The sequence below is a fragment of the Devosia oryzisoli genome (assembly GCF_014837245.1).
GTDB classification, from domain to species: domain Bacteria; phylum Pseudomonadota; class Alphaproteobacteria; order Rhizobiales; family Devosiaceae; genus Devosia; species Devosia oryzisoli.
Genome location: NZ_JACYFU010000002.1, coordinates 988759 through 1004195, shown reverse-complemented (window position 1 = coordinate 1004195; position 15437 = coordinate 988759). Strand labels below are relative to the sequence as shown.

Annotated in this window: 7 protein-coding genes; 1 reads left to right on the top strand and 6 read right to left on the bottom strand. The window is 61.5% G+C overall.

Annotated features, from left to right (window positions below; translation table 11 throughout):
- Positions 1-636 precede the first annotated feature (636 nt).
- On the top strand, positions 637-1920 hold the full coding sequence (locus IC608_RS11285; protein ID WP_191775351.1) for a hypothetical protein: 1284 nt from the start codon (positions 637-639) through the stop codon (positions 1918-1920).
- A 10-nt stretch (positions 1921-1930) separates the two neighbouring features.
- Here IC608_RS11285 and IC608_RS11280 read toward each other — a convergent pair whose 3' ends face one another.
- The 6 genes from IC608_RS11280 to IC608_RS11255 form a co-directional block, all read right to left on the bottom strand.
- Positions 1931-2455: a hypothetical protein gene (locus tag IC608_RS11280; RefSeq protein WP_191775349.1), complete on the bottom strand. Its 525-nt coding sequence runs from the start codon at positions 2453-2455 to the stop codon at positions 1931-1933.
- A 15-nt stretch (positions 2456-2470) separates the two neighbouring features.
- Positions 2471-3208 carry an HNH endonuclease gene (locus tag IC608_RS11275; RefSeq protein ID WP_191775347.1) on the bottom strand — a complete coding sequence of 246 codons (738 nt, stop codon included), beginning with the start codon at positions 3206-3208 and terminating at the stop codon, positions 2471-2473.
- Between the two features lie 13 nt (positions 3209-3221).
- A complete protein-coding gene (locus IC608_RS11270) occupies positions 3222-7127 on the bottom strand; it encodes an Eco57I restriction-modification methylase domain-containing protein (RefSeq protein WP_191775345.1) in 3906 nt (1301 codons plus the stop codon).
- On the bottom strand, positions 7127-9910 hold the full coding sequence (locus tag IC608_RS11265) for a DEAD/DEAH box helicase (protein WP_191775343.1): 2784 nt from the start codon (positions 9908-9910) through the stop codon (positions 7127-7129). Before IC608_RS11265 ends, IC608_RS11270 begins: the two co-directional genes overlap by 1 nt.
- Positions 9907-15120, bottom strand: coding sequence for a DEAD/DEAH box helicase (locus IC608_RS11260; protein ID WP_191775341.1), 5214 nt, complete (start codon positions 15118-15120; stop codon positions 9907-9909). The genes IC608_RS11265 and IC608_RS11260 overlap by 4 nt, the downstream gene beginning before the upstream one ends.
- Before the next feature lie 80 nt (positions 15121-15200).
- Complete coding sequence (locus IC608_RS11255) at positions 15201-15383, bottom strand: hypothetical protein (protein ID WP_191775339.1); 183 nt, start codon at positions 15381-15383, stop codon at positions 15201-15203.
- Positions 15384-15437: the final 54 nt, after the last annotated feature.

The following is a 15437-nucleotide window of genomic DNA, read 5'->3' as shown; positions in this document are numbered from 1 at the left end:
CAGCTGATCCTCCTCGGCGGGAGGTTTTGGACCGAAGATGACTTGATCCTGATCATCGGCGTAAATGCGGGCTTACGGCTGATGGAAGCAGGTAAGCAGGAAAGCGAAGCGCTGTAGGCTTCATGTCGGGCCAAATCATGTGCGGGTCGATTCCAAAAATTCTTGGGTCGATCTCCGGTTGGCTTGCCCCTTACTTCCCCACTAACCCGTTCTTCGGCCGTTCCAGCCCCGCGGCCTCACCGGGGTAGAGACCACCTCGTCTGGGGTCATCCCCTTCTTCAGCCGCGAATAGAACAAGGCCTCGCTCACACCTCTGGCCTGAGCAACTGGCCAGGCGGGCTGGCCGTCGGCCAATAGGGTCGATAACTTCAGGGATGGCCGTTGAGGTGGCGACCTCCTTTTCGCTGGTGGGGCGGGATGGGTCGCCGCTTTCTCCCCAGACCAGCCCAAGTTCAACCGATAGCAGAAGACACCAAGACTGACCCCGTTGGCCTCAGCCACCGGCCAGGCCAACTCACCATTGGCCATTCTTGCCGAGAATTGGGCCGGAGGTTGATCGTTGTGCAAGACCATTCGCTTCAGTTCGCTGACGACTCGTACAGTATAGGTGGACTGCGACTCGGTTACGATCTCTACATGGTCACCCGCGAACAACTCTATGATCAGGTCTGGTCCGAGCCGATGATCAAGGTTGCCGAGCGCTACGGCGTTTCCGGAACCTATCTGGCGAGGGTCTGTGATGTCCTGAACGTCCCTCGGCCGCCGCGAGGCTACTGGCAGAAGTTAGCAGTCGGGAAGGCGGCCCCTGCCGAGACTCTGCCGGAAGCCCTTTCAGGTGATCAGACCTCCTGGGACGAAAAAGGTGGTCCGTTGCCGCGCCAGGCGCCGCCGAGGCCAGTCCGGCAGTCAGCTCTTGGTCCCGGCCGGCCGAAGAAGCGTGGCAAACCCTCAGAGGGAGTTCATCCGCTGATCCGAGGTGCGCTGGCGGAATTCCGTCGATCGCGACCCGTCGACAACGGCGGTTACCTGAAACCCTACAAGAAGCTCTTGCCGTACGTGGTGGCCTCGGACGACCAGATCGAGCGCGCCTTGGATGTCGCGAACCGACTCTACCAGGAGCTCGAGGCTGTGGGCGCGCGGGTGATGATTGGAACCGGGGGTCACGGGTGGTACGGCATCACGTTGGACGAACGGGAACACCCGAAGGAAGACCGTCAGCGCGCCTACTACGGGAGCGGAGTTTGGTCGCCCATGAGGCCAACCATTGCCCACTTCCCGGATGTCGCGCTCGGCGTCACCGTGATGGAAATGTCGGGTGAGGTGCTGCTGCGGTATGTCGGTGGCAATTACATCCGGGAGACCGAATACCAGGCCAATCTGCGGATGTACCGCCACCAGCACACCTGGACCACTACCAGGGAGTTGCCCATCGGGCGATTCCGGGTGACTGCCTTCTCCACCGATGGGGTGCAGTGGTCCAAGACCTGGCAGGAAAAAGGCAGCACAACCATAGATGGCATGCTGGGTCGCATTGCTGGCGAGATCCGCAGGGCCGTGCCAGAGGTACAGGCCCTGGTTGAGGAGGCCCGGCGACAGGCAGAGATCCGGCGTCAGGAATGGATTGCCGCGGAGGAGCGGCGAAAACGGGAGGACGACCGCAGACGGGTGGCGGAATCGGTCAAGCAGAGCCAGGAGGGCCTCGGAGGCGTTATCACCCGCTGGGCTGACCGCATGGCTGTTGAGCGGTTCTTCGAGGAGTTGTCTCGGTCGATCGACAAACTGCCGGAGGAGCAACGCTCCGACATGCTGGAGCGGCTCCAAATGGCACGTGAGTTCATGGGAACCGTGGATCCGCTCGACTTTTTCCGAGCCTGGAAGACGCCGAAGGAGATCTACCAGCCAGTGTACTCGGTGGAGTGATCATCCACGCCTAGAACGGCAGTGACCAGACTTCCACGCCGTCTCGCTCCAGCCTCACCTGTCGGCCGGCGTCCGGATAAAGAGGCGACATGAAGAAAACGTACCGGTGACGTTCGGTTCGTGCGGCCATCTTCTGGAGATCCAGAAAGAGCTTGCGGTTGTTCCGGGGGTCGACGGCCGCGAAGGTCTCAGCGCCGACTACTCCGGGGGCATCGCTCATGATGTCGAGCTCCCGGGAGGCGTGGGCGCCCGGTGCCAAGTGGAAGCCGCCGACATCGGGGTGGAGTTCCAGCAACTGCTTGGCGGCTGTGGCTGCCACGTAATAGGTCCAGGTCTGGTTGATCTGCTCGACCACGTTCAGCGCCCTGTCTTCCACCGGGTGGAAGCCGACCGGCTGGAACTTCATGCTTTTCAGCATGTCGAGAGGGTCGCCAGATTGCGCTGCTATCCAGTCGTGGGCGCGTTTTGCGGACAGTTGGATCCGATGAAGCAGTTGGTCAGCATCCGCCGTTGACCCGACGAGAATCTGTGACATGGCCGAGCTCTCCGTCTACACCATGGCCCGCAAGAACGTCTCTCGATGTTCTGCCAGATACCTTTGGTGGCTCGGAGCAACCGCGACTACCAAGGGACCTCCGCCCGGATTCAACACGCCTAACGCCTCTTGGCTGAGCCTTGGGGAAAACTGCACTAACCCGTCAGAACTGATTGTCATCAAGTGCTTGTCGAATGCGGCGTCCAGATGAGCGGCGAGGAGAATGCCGTTGAATACGTCCAGGCGCTCTTCGTCTGACGCGCACTGAGCCCAAGGCTTGATGTGGCTGGCCCGCAGTAGCTCGCGGTCACCCACATTGGTAATCGCGCACCTATTGCCCCAGTACTGCTCTAGCGCTCCCCGAAAGATGTCTTGGCCAACGCGCTGAAGCGTTAGCAGGTGCCTTTCGGTGCTAGGGAGATTGCCGATCGCTTGATGAAAACGTCGAAGCGGTTCGCTTGGCAGTGCCGCCGAGAGCTCGAATGCCCGCCCAAGTATCGTGTAAAGTCCAGTCTCCCTAGTGACGAGCTCGTTCTCCATTAGGTGCTCCGTGAATTCGCGCCGGATCTCCTTATCTACGGCAGGGAGGTTGAAACACAGACGGAACCGTTCGTTGCCGGCGCTGGACACCCGCACCTCTCCAGGCACGAGTGAGCTTCTTAGCAAGAGTTCGCCAGCCTCACTCTGCTGAGCGAGGTCGTATCCGCGCTGGTTGGCGATGTGCTCAACGAGGTTGCGTTCGGAACGGAGCATCCAGTCTAAATTCTCAAACGAGTTCTACTGCCCGATTTTCCGCTCCCACCGGAAGTATCGGACTGTTCCAAGCGCTCAGGATCAGGTCGCGTGTGAGGAAGTGACCGAATTGTCTGGCCTCTGCCCGCTTAAGAGCACCGAAAGTCTCAAACTCGCACCCTGACCCAAGCACGTCTGCGGGATCCAGGATGAAAGCCATTTCATCCCTAGACAGACCGTAGAGGTCCCGAGCCACTAGAACGTCGAGTTCGGTGCGCAGATGGTGCCGTTTTTCGGGGGCCTCTTCAGGACTATGGACAGCTGGGTCTAGGCCGACCAAAGGGGCAGATTGGCGCCAGAATCTGTCCATTTCAGGTCCGGTTGCGGCAAGCAGCAGAGATCGTTGAACTATTGCCCGTTCTGTCGGCGTGGCCAGGTATTCCCTGGGCAGGGGCAGGCTATCAACGACATTGAAAGCCATCTTGAGTGCCACCTTCTTACGGGCCACGAAATCAAGGCAGAATGAATTCATAACGGCGAGAAGCAGCAAATGTAGCTCTGGCAATCCATTGCCGACTTCGAGAGTCGGGACTTTGTCACCGCATATTACATCAGGCGGGATTAGTGCTGCGACTAGCGCACGCTGATTGGTGGGGCTGGCCACATCGCAGAAGCCAATACGATACCGCTGCCACCGAGTTCCTATCTTCTGCGGGATAACTTCCTCACTGATCCGCCATTGGGGAGCGATCGCCTTGTCGCCGGACCCGAACGGCAATTCACGCCAGACGGCGGCTCTACCGCGACCGGAGACATAGGCCTTGGCACGGTGGTCGAATGCTTCAACCATCCTCCCCTCGTAGAGCGGAATTCCACCCTGCTCAGCGGAGAAATCCTCGCGATCGTTCCCCATGTCGATTTCTCGGGAATACTCTCGACGAGGCAGCCCTTCGATGTCTTCTCCGAACTTGGGAAATCTGGCGTACAGCTTGCGCGCAATGACGATGTCGGACTTGTGTACGATCTCCGCGACCGCCATTGCATCAGGACTGAATTCCCGCACCAGTTCGACCGGGATCTCAAAGGGGAGACCTTCCTTCAGGTCGGCGAGCTTTTCCCGGCTGTTGATGCCGAATGCTGCGGGGAATTCGGCAGTGCGTCCTGCAGGCGAAGCGACATAGAGGCAGAACTTGGCTCTGGTATCTATGTCAAACCAGACCCGCTTAGTGTTCTCAAACCCTACAAGGGCGTCCAGGGTGAAATGGTCGAAAAGGTGCTTTCTGATCGCAGCCGCGTTTGCACCATTGTAGAGGTTTTCGGGCACGAATTGAGCTACCCGCCCGCCTGGCTTAACCAGATTGAGGGCGAGTTCCACAAACATGCGGTAGATGTTGAAGTCTCCTTTGCCGAGGTTGCCCTCGGCAAAGAGCTTGTATCGCCCGCTCTTCTTGAAGAAGGCCGCACTTGCATATAGATGCCGGCAGTAGGCGTTCCACCCTGCCTCAACACCGGGAACTGCCTTCAGCTCCGCGACACGCTGGTCCTGATCCTGAGGCGACATGAAGCGAATGCCCGAGTCGTAAATGGAGAAGAACTCCTTTGCGTCCGGGCTCATCGTGTCCCAAGGCGGGTTGCCGACGACGACATCAAAGCCGCCGCGGTCAAACACATGGGGGAATGCCAGATACCAGTGGAAAGCCTTGGCTTTCGCAGCAGTGTTCTGGAAGTCCGCCTCATCGTCTCTGATCGCGCGCCAGACAGTATCCGTGGTGGGGATGCCGTGGGTGTCAGCAACAGACACTGATCCAGTCTTCGGGGTGAAGAAGGCGGATACGAACGCATCCGACGCCCTGTCGTACCTTCTCCAGGGATCGGACTCGACAAGCGTCCGAAATGCTTCCTCTTGGGCCTGGATATCCTCCAGCGTTCCGTCCGGCATTCGGATGAGGTCGTTCGCAGCTTCCACCAACTGCGGTGGGATGACGTATTCTTGGTACATTCCCGTGGCGAACTTGCCTTCTCGGAACTCTCTGTTCCAGCGTTTCAAGTCGCGGCAAACGTCTTTGTCGTCGCCCTCAAGGGCGTCATAGGCTTCGTTCGGAACACCGACTCTCATCAGTTCCGGACTGAGTAGCCCAACAAGAGCGTCGCCAAGGACAATCCGGTTGTTGAGGAAGCCCAGAGGCCTGCCTGGATCCACCGACTCCAGCCACATCGCGACCCGGCATAGTTCCACAGCGAATTCGTTTCGATCTACGCCGTAGATGCAGTTGGTGATGACGTCCCGCATAGCATGCCGGTAATCGGACTCAGTGGCCGACCCCTCTGTCCTGAGTTCAGCCAGCTTGTTCGCGACACGGCGTGCGGCACCGAGCAAGAAGTGACCCGACCCACATGAAGGATCAATGATGTCGAGCTTTAGCAGCGCTTCCGGCTCACCCGGGTTTTCTGCGACAGTTCGATCGATCACCGGATCCAGAGTGCGGTCCAGAAGAAACTGAACCAGGGTGTCCGGAGTGTAGTAGCTGCTAGTCGTCTTCCGGGAGTTGCCCTTGAGGCTGACACCCTGGCGCTCGGCCGTCTCGTCGCCTTCCCCGTTGACGAAATAGAAGCGGCCCGCGTTCTCGCTGATCGCCGGGGTCAATTCGAGGAGGCTCTCGTAAACGGAGCCCAATTCCTCCGTCTCCATATCACGCCAGTTCACCCGGACGAGCGCCTTGTCGTGTTCCATCCAGCTCAGATGGAAAAGGCCCTGCAGGAATCGCTCGTTGAGGATCGGTAGCTCCTCGATATTGGGGCACTGCTCCGGTGCGAAGATGCCCCCCAAGGCCGGAATGCCCAAGCGCGGCTCGCCGGATGCAGCTGCGCGAACCAGCACGCGGATGCCGTGGTAGGCGTCCTGATGGCGGTCCCAGGCGGCACGAAGCCGGCTCCGCTCCCGCAACAGATCCGTGCTGTACCCGCGGCGGAAGAGGTCTTGGGCTTCCGCAGCCGCCTTGCCGTCGAGGAGCACGCCGCGGTCCTCCGCGGTCATCAGGAAGATGAGCCGGTAGACGAAGCGGAGCAGCTCCTTGTGGAAGTCCTGGACGGCAAGCATCTCGGCCGTTTCGCCACCATTACCGAGAAGTCGCTGACGCAGAAGATGATTACCTGGATGTTCCAGAAGTCCGGTGCCGAAATGGAAGAGGGCTCTCTCTACCCCGTCGCGCAAACGGTCGCGAGCTGTGACACCTTCGGTCCGGCCCTGGTTGCGCCAGTGCTCTAGCGGACAATCCTCGGGATTGCCGTCGCCGCGGCCGAACCGGGTATGGTGGCACAAGAGCCAGAACACGTTGAACTCGTCATGCAAGCCCTCGCGAAAGATCTTGTCGAGATCAACCTCGATCATTGCCGGCCTGGTGAGGCTTTCGTTGTCGCGAAGGAGGCGAAGCCGCATCCCGTCGACCGCGATGCCCCACAATGCCTTGTCGGTACTGTTCAACTGTTGCTGCAGCCAAGCCGTTGGAGTCTTGCGGATCGGCTTTCCGGAAGAGGCGGTGATGGACCGGACCTCGTCGACCCCGCCATCCCCGGAGATGACCAGCAGAACGCTACCGTTCTTGGCAGCAGCGGACTGAAACCCGCTCTTGGATCGATCGCCACCATCGTCAAACTCGAAGCCGAGAACCTTGGTCAATACGTCGCGGGCGAAAGCCATCCGCACTGCCACCGGATTGGCTCCCGCACGACCGTCCTCCAAGCGGGCCCATAGGGTACGCGCAACCTGCCAGAAACGGGCAATGTCCGCTCGCAGCTGCAGGCCCGGCAAGATCTCGTAGCTGCTGTCGCTCTGCTCCGGCGCAGTGCCGGCAGCGACCTTGGCAACGACATCTGGCAGCAGCAGGCTGCCCTCGACACGGATACTGGCAAAAGAGATTCTGGACTCAGCACGCGCCGCCATCAGTCCAACTCCGGCATGAGAACAAACAGGCCGATGATGTCCACCGGCAGCACCGGGAATACGTCGATGCGGCCCCGTCCCTTGACCGCGTCTCGGATGCGGCGGTGATCTTCGACCAATGCCCGGGAGCGATCGAGCGCCCGTTCCTCGATGGCCCCGCGCCAAACATCGATCCTGGACAGGGCCGTCCTGACCTCGCGTACCTTGGCGGCCATCGAGGTTTCCTGGGTCGCAATGCCGCTCAGCAGGACGTTAGCCTCCACGCCCAACAGGCTGGGGAAGTCATTGGCCCCTTCGAAAGCGATCGCATCGGTTTCCTCGGCCAGCAGCAGCCCGCTCTCGGATTGGGTCGCGATCTGGTGCCGGATGCGGAGCAGCAGCACGGTGGTGATGCGTTTCACCACCGAGGTGGTCCAGGCGCCCGAGCGCGGAAGGATCGACGGATCGTCCGGATCCGCCATGGTGTCGAGCGAACGCTCAATGAGCAGGTCCGCGAGAGCCGATACCAGGGGGTGGGTCCGGTGCAGGTGGTCGGTGGTGCCCCCTGCGGGGATCAGCCGGACGGTACCGGTGACCGGGATGTCCATGCGATCGACGATCGTCGACGGCAGCCTGGCGCCATCCAAGCGGATGCCACCTCCATCGAGCTGGACGTGAGGGATGTTGAGGCGGGCCAGTCCGCGCCGGACGAAGGTCTCAATCTCTTCTGGACGGCCGAGGATGCCCCTGGTGCGCTCCCATTCCGGACGGACGTCCTCTGGCCGGAGGCTGCGCTGGGCAAAGACCGTGCGGTTGGCACGTTCACGCTCTGCGGCGTCGAGCCACTTCTGCTCCATCTCCTTGACCAGCGGCACGTCGTCGAAATCAAGCGACATTTGCCGACCACGCCCATCCCTGACGTTCTTCCGACGCAGCAGCAGGGCCTTGAGCACAGCTTGGGTAACCTTTCGGTCGTCGTCCGGAAGGGGAACCGGCACGCCCGTTGCCTTCTGGATCTTCTCGGCCTTGCGGAGGATCACCTCGAGCACCGCTCCATCGACAGGATTGTTCTCGCCATAGACGAGTAGCGAACGCACGATCTTGCTGAGCTGGCCGAAGCGATCGACGCGGCCGTTCCGCTGCTGATGGCGCGTCGGGTTCCACGACAGGTCGTAATGGACGACGGCGTCGAAGAGTTCTTGCAGGTCGATGCCTTCTGAAAGGCAATCGGTCGCCACGAGGATGCGCGCCTCGTCGCTGGCCATGTCATCCACGATCGCCCTGCGATCGTCGCTGGCGAGTTCGCCGGTAACGACCTCCACCCGGTGCTTCTTGAACTCCTTGGCGAGGGCGTCCCGAACCCACTTGGCGGTCGAGATGTATCGGCAGAAGATGATTGGCTTGAACCCTTCGGCGATCATCGGTCGTAGCCGCTTGATGAGCGCCATCACCTTGGGATCCTTACCTGGCTGGGCGACAAGTGTCTGGGCCAGTGAAATCAGCGCGGCGAGGTCTGTATCGTCGGTGATGAGGGACGGTTCGACGTCGTTGTTCTCCCCGTCCGCGTCGAAATTGTCGAGAACCGATGAGGAGTCCGGCTCGTCACCCATGTTGGCGCTACGGGTCGTCAGGGCGTGCAGTGCCGCGGCGGGGCTGGAGCCCACGCACCGCATGAGCGCGAGAGTGCCCCAAAAGGCAAGGCGCTGATGCTTCTCGTCGCTACCGGCCCGCTCGACCGTTGCCGTGCAGTAGTCGAGTGCCAGCTCGAGGAAGGCCTCATGATCGCCCGCCAACTTGTAGGTGGCATCGGGCACCGCAACTTCGTGCTTGGGAAAGGCGCCGGCCTCGTTCCAGGCCTCGATGTCGACGCGCCGGCGCTGGACGTATCGTTCGGCCAGCCTGTCGCGTAGTTCCGGGTTCCAGCGTTCGGCATCGCCGATCAAATTGCGGAAGGAAGGGTCGATCAGACCGAGGAGCTTGCTGTATGCCACGTCATCGCCGCTATGGGGGGTGGCGGTGAGCAGCAGCAGATGCCGGTCAACCTTGGCGGCGATGCGCTCCACCAGGCGATAGCGTTGATGGCTGTCCTCGGAGGCGACGCAAGTGTGCGCTTCATCGACGATGCAGAGTTCAGGGCAGTACTCGGCGTAGTGATCTCTCCGGGCATCCGACTTCACATAGTCGAGGCTTACTACCGTAATGGAGTGGGCCCGGAAAATGCTGTCGTTGATAGGCAGGCCGCGCTCGAGGCGACTGGCCGAGGAGGGGGTCACCGCAACCGCTGGAAGGTGGAACTTGGTCCTGAGCTGGTCGACCCACTGCTTCACGAGATGGGGCGGGCAAAGGACTGAGAGGCGTTCGATCTCGCCCCGATCATAGAGTTCGCGGGCAATCAGCCCGGCCTCGATGGTCTTTCCGATACCGACGTCGTCTGCGATCAGCAGCCGGACCACATCGAGCTTCAGCCCCATCATCATCGGTACGAGCTGGTAAGACCGAGGCTCGAAACTGATGCGGCCTGCGCTGCGGAAAGGGCCGGCACCCCGCCGCAGCGACATCTGGAAGGCGTCACGCAGCAGCAGGGCCTCGTCCTGCGGTCCGACCCGATCGGCGGTCGGAAGCTTAAAGGTGGCGCTGGTGATGCCGTCGATCTCGAGCGATCGGGAGAGCACCTGCAGCTCGCGTTCGCTGCCGGCCAGCGGCCGCAGGCTCATGATGTCGTCCGAGCTGCCGGGGAGGACCACCCACTCACGACCGCGCGCCCGGACAAGTTCACCGGGAGCAAAGTTGATGTCCGTCGTCATGCCACCGGCTCCTGCAGGGCTTCTGCGATTTTGAAAAGGATGTCCTGGCTCGTTTCAGCTCCAGATGCCGCAACCACGTAGGAGATGCCGCGGTCGGCCAACTCAGCGGCGACTGAGTTCTCGATCTCTTCGGAGACCACGGCAAACCTATGATCGCGCCAGATATATGGAATCTCATGGCCGTCGACAGACATAGCCCTGAGGTCGTGCTGCGGCAGACCGTGTGCGGCGAGTGCCGCCGAGAAGCTCAAGGCTCCGTCGCCGACGATCACTGCGGCCGGGCCGGTCAGTGAGGCTTCCACCTTGCCGCGGGCCAGACGGGCCAGAAGGTTCCTGAACTGGTCGGAGCGCCGATCGATGTGATCGTGGTCGGTCTGGTTGTAGTAAGAGAGCAGGCATTTGTAGCAGCCCGCCACGCAGCCCGGATCGCCCAAATCCCGCAACTCTTCCGCAGACTGGCCGTGGTGGTTGAAGTGATCAAGGTCGAAATGGCAGATCTCAATCGCGCTACGGACCATCTGCTGCAGGGCGTCGTCGCCCTCGTCGACCAGCCGAGTCAGCACGCCGGCACCGCCCTCGGTTGCCTCGTAGATGAGGATTGCGTTGCGCTGGTCACGCGAGGGCAGAGGTTCGCCGAGAACCTCGCCCTCCTCGAGCTGGAAGGTCATCTCGATGCCGCGGAGCAATGCATGTTGAAGTGTCGCCATCACCTCCACCGGCAGCTTGTCGCCCCGGAACCGAAGCAACAGGGCATTCTTGCGGTCCTCAACGAAGGGGACCACGGTCTGGGGGCGGACCTTGCTGGGATTAGGGACGGCATCAGCCTCCTCGTCATCGGCCGCTGCGACCCAGTAGCCGTTGGCGGGATTGATCTGGTAGCCAAGACCGTCTTCCTTGGCCCGTCGCCGGAGACCGACGTTGAAGCGCCGGATGAGCGTCGCAGGGCCAAAAGTGAGATCGGCGAACGGTTCGCCCGCTTCAACGAGCTGCGCGTGACGCACGTCGAGGCGTCCGGCGTCCCGGACAGGCCACTCGAACACCGTACGGATTTCGAAGCCCTGTCGCTGACGGTCCTCGTCGTTAGCGGTGATGCGGTCAGTGGGGATCGTCTCCACGTTTTCGATGCGGAAGCCCTCACGGATTTCCGACGCGTCGGCCAAGGTCGTCCCACAGTTCCGGCAGAAGTCCGGCTTGGGGACGTCGTGAGCGCATCCGCATTCCCTGCAGATGACGAAGGCCTGCGTAGAGAGCTCGCCGTTGGGCTGCTGGGAGCCGGCCCGGATGATCACCCGGTTGACACGATGAGCCCGCCCCTCGTGGTAGATGAGGCTGCGTGGCCCGAACTCGGATATGCCTACAAAGCGTGAGCGCTGAATGGGAGATCGGCTCCGGCTGGAACCACGCTGCGAAGTGACGAACGCCGTCAGCGGCAGGCGCGGGAAGTTGTACCCGGGGAGAAAGCCTTCAGTCGCCAGATAGCGGTAGGTGAAATAGTCCGAGCTCTGGTTGTCTTCGCCGGCCAGGAGGAGATCGAGCTGGTTCTGGGCCTGTGCCATCAACCGCTTGGCGAGCTTGCGCTCATCTGGGGTCGAGGCATAGCGGCGGAACATCTTGTCGGCGTCGTTGTACTGGCGCTCGGCGGAATCAAAGAGCGAACGCCAGCGGCCGAACGCCTTGTTGAAGCGATCGGGCGCCTCTCGCATGACGCGATCAGCATAGGCATCGACCTTCCCCAGCCAGGGCAGGTCCGCTTCGTTCTCTCCGAACTCGGCGTGGAGGATCGACTTGGCAGTCGAGGCCGCCCGCTTCTGGGCGTCGCTCGACGAAATTGCCCTGGCGACCTCAGGATGGAGAGCGCCCCGATCGTGTTCGAGGTCGAGAACCTGCGAGATCTTGGCGCTGAGCACAGCCTGCGTTTCGGCAAGCCAGATCGCCTGCAGGTGGCTTTCGATAAGGTCCTGGTTCTCCAGTTCGATGGTCGGTGCCCTGACGCGGCCGGCGACGATACCGTCCTGGTTCTTGAAGTAATACTGGTCGTGGGGCGACTGCGCAGCGCAGTAGGTGACGATCAAAGCAGCCTGGCCGTTTCGTCCGGCCCGGCCGCTGCGCTGGGCATAATTGGCAGGTGTCGGCGGTACGTTGCGCAGGAACACCGCATCCAGGTCGGCGATGTCCACCCCGAGTTCCATGGTGGGAGAACAGAACATCACCGGCAGGAAGGTTGGTGTGTCCGCCAGCTCCTTAAGCTTGTCGGTGAACTTGGGCAGACCGGTGAGGCGATCCTCGTCCGCCTTCCTGAAGCGGAAACGGGCCTCGCGGACTTCGCGCGTTACCTGCTCCACCTGGGCTGTGTGTTCACGCGCCTCCAGGCCGAACAATGCCGGCTCACGATTGCGCAGCATCTGCGCCAAGGCCTGGTAAAGCTCGGTAAAGTAGGCGTTCCCCTTGTTAGCGTCGCGGGGGCCTCCACCCAGCTTGAAAACAAAGGCGCTCGGCAGGATGACCCAGTTTGGGCTGGCTTCACCAGCGAAAGTGCTGTTTCGCTCGAGGATGTTGTTCTCGAGGGCGCCGATCAGTCCACGCAGGACGGAGTCGTACTCCTCGACCGTGAGCCGGTGGCCCCAAAGCTTGCCGGAGCGCAGGATGCGCCCCAGAGTGGAGGTCGGACCGGAACGGACGCGAAGTGCCTCGTCTCGCGCTGCAACGGCTCTTCTCGGTGGATTGAGGAAGAGCGCAGCGCCCTGGCGAGAATGTTCAGGCGGCAGGATCCAGGGCGCCCGAAGCAGCTGCTGGGAGCGGTCCTGGAGCGCCTGAACACGGGCCGCGTCCAAGGCGTCCGTCTTGATCGCCAAGTTCCTGCGCATGTGCTCGAGCAACTCCCGCATCGCTTTCTCGCGGAGTGCGGGAGTGGCATTGGCCAGGAGATGGTGGGCGTCGGCGAACTTTCGTTCATTCCCCGCAATGTCGGCGAGCCCCTTGTACTCGACCTTCATCAGCTCGAGCCGGTTCAGGTTCGGGTTCGTTATGCGCCAGATGCGCAGCTGGTCGACCCAGAATCGGTGCAGCAGCACGTCCCTGAGGGTTTTCTCCGCATCGAGCAGGGCCGAGCCTTCGAGATCCGGGTTCGACAACCACTCGACCCGGAGGCCGAGGTGATGGGAGTCGAAGCCGAGGCTCCTCTGCAGAACCTCCCCGATTTGGGCGTCTTCGAGCCCACTGTCGCCGGCTGCCTGCAGGGCCATCAGCGTGGCCGCGCGCAGGAGCGAGACGAAGACGAAGTCGTTGAAGTGCCCGGACTGCAACGCAGCGTCCTGACGATTGTCGATGAATCCCAAGATCTTGCGGTTGTGCTCTTCGAGGCCTGACTCGGGCCGGTTCATCCAGTTGAGGATGGCAGCCACGATGATGGTGCTGGCCGAGCCACGGCCCTCTGCTGTGAGACCAGCCAGCCGCGAGCGGTCTGTGCCGCGCGAAGTGGTGGTTTCGCCGCAGGCCGGGCAGAAGCGGAAGCGGCCGGGCTGGAACCACCCCTCGGTGCCGCCGGCGTCCACAACCTGTCCGTTTGCCAGCACCATCATGTGGCGGTGCCGCCGCTTGGCGTATTCCGACTTCAGCTTCTGAACCCCGGCCTTGGTTGTCTCGACCCAGGTCTCGGCGTAGTCCGAAACCTGATCGCTGAACTCGAGGCCGCCTGCCGGCACCGGCATGAAAAAGCCGGCCTCCGAGCCGTCATCAGCCGGGGCATCTGCCATTTCGTCGATGTCGCGTTCGACCAGGGTCTGACCGGACGGAGAATGGACGAGCGTGACCGGAAGGTGTTCCTGCCCGCAGTTCGAGCAGAAGCGCAGCTGGTAGAGGAGCTTGTCGGCGGATTCGTCGGGAAGGTACTTCTGACCGTCGAAGACGACGCGCCGTTCTCCTTCGGGTTGCAGGGTCATGTACACCTGCCCCGCGCCGGAGATGAATTGGTGCAGACGAACGCCGAGGAAGGCCTTGTCACTCCCCACACCAGTGCGCAGCGCCTCGCTTTGGCCCAGCAGCAGGAGAAAGCGCTCCAGGTAAGCCTTGCAGATTTCCGCGGGAACTCCACTGTCGGCGGCGAGAAGCGCCGCGGCGTCGGTCAACGAGCGGGGGATCGCACGCACCCAAGTTCCGTCCGGAACGCCGTCCTTCTTGCCGGGTGCAACACCGAGGACAGTCTCGATCCAGATAGCGACGGGATGTGAGGCGAGTTCAGCGTTCGAAGCATGCTCGTCGATCGGCGCGTTGATTGCATCCGCGAGGCGCCCACTCACGGACAGGGCCGTCAGCGTGGGGTTGGTACGGCGCTCGAGGCGCTCGGTGATCACCCGGCTCGCCGGGATTTCGCAGGCAAACAGCTTTGAGGCGACCTTGGATACGGTCTTTTCTGGGCGGTCGTCGCTGGTCATGGTAGCGGACGTGCCAATGCACTGCAGTCCTGTGGGTGCCAGGCGCCGGCGAAGACGTCGAACCAGCATGGCGACATCAGCGCCTTGTCGACCTCGGTAAGTGTGAAGTTCGTCCAGTACCAGCGTGGACAGACCTTCGCAGTTCTCGATAACCTTCCGGTCAACCTCATCCTGCCGCGTCATCAGCAGCTCGAGCATCACGAAGTTCGTGAGCAGGATGTCGGGCGGGTTGTCTGCGATGTAGCGGCGGTCCTGTTCAGATTCCTGACCCGTGAATCTGGCGTAGCTGACCTGCAGGTGCTCAGGCTGCCCCGCAAAGTACTTGGCCAGCTCCTCCTGCTGGGAGTTCGCCAAGGCATTCATGGGATAGACGATGATCGCCCGCGTCTTGCGCTTCCCCCCGGATCGGGCACTCAGCGCAGCGCTGATTATCGGGATGAAAAAACACAGCGACTTGCCCGAGCCCGTCCCGGTGGTGACGATGAAGTCCTTGCCCTCAGCACCGAACTGGGCAGCGAGCTGCTGATGGTGCCGGAGGGTCCAACCCCTAAAAATGTCTCCGCACCCAGGGTGCAGTATGCCGTCGTCGACGAGTTCGTCTACGCTCGCGCCAGACTTGTACTCAGGGTTGATCTGAATGACGGGCTCAGGCCAGAACCTGCGAGAGGCATATTCGGAATCGATCTGTGCCTTGATGTCAGCCGAGCGGATAGTAGCGAACGACCGGCTGAAGCCCTCGTATTGGTCAACCAATGACCGTGCGAGATCGAAAACGTCCATTTTGGCCCCCAAGTATCAATAAAGGCTCTGGGCAGACGGGCTCTTTGTCAATGCTCAACGTCTCAAATCGAGGTTCGAGGTCACTCGGATTTCTTGCGACCTAGCCATTCTTTGGTTGCCTGTTCCACGATCTCATAGGCGTTGCAGTCTTCGTCGAGCGCCGCCTTCTTCAACTTCTTTATGAGCGCTGCGTCCATGTAGACCAGCAACGCTCTTCGTCCATCCCGCCGTCGGCGCTCAGCCGTTGCCTCGCGCTCCACCATTAGCGTAGTACCCCGCATTTCCAAACATCTAGATAGCTAGATCTTTAAACGTTT

Excerpts from the sequence above, each read along its gene's own strand:
- IC608_RS11285 (WP_191775351.1), top strand. The coding sequence starts at position 637 with ATGGTCACCCGCGAACAACTCTATGATCAGGTCTGGTCCGAGCCGATG.
- IC608_RS11280 (WP_191775349.1), bottom strand. The coding sequence starts at position 2,455 with ATGTCACAGATTCTCGTCGGGTCAACGGCGGATGCTGACCAACTGCTT.
- IC608_RS11275 (WP_191775347.1), bottom strand. The coding sequence starts at position 3,208 with ATGCTCCGTTCCGAACGCAACCTCGTTGAGCACATCGCCAACCAGCGC.
- IC608_RS11270 (WP_191775345.1), bottom strand. The coding sequence starts at position 7,127 with ATGGCGGCGCGTGCTGAGTCCAGAATCTCTTTTGCCAGTATCCGTGTC.
- IC608_RS11265 (WP_191775343.1), bottom strand. The coding sequence starts at position 9,910 with ATGACGACGGACATCAACTTTGCTCCCGGTGAACTTGTCCGGGCGCGC.
- IC608_RS11260 (WP_191775341.1), bottom strand. The coding sequence starts at position 15,120 with ATGGACGTTTTCGATCTCGCACGGTCATTGGTTGACCAATACGAGGGC.
- IC608_RS11255 (WP_191775339.1), bottom strand. The coding sequence starts at position 15,383 with ATGGTGGAGCGCGAGGCAACGGCTGAGCGCCGACGGCGGGATGGACGA.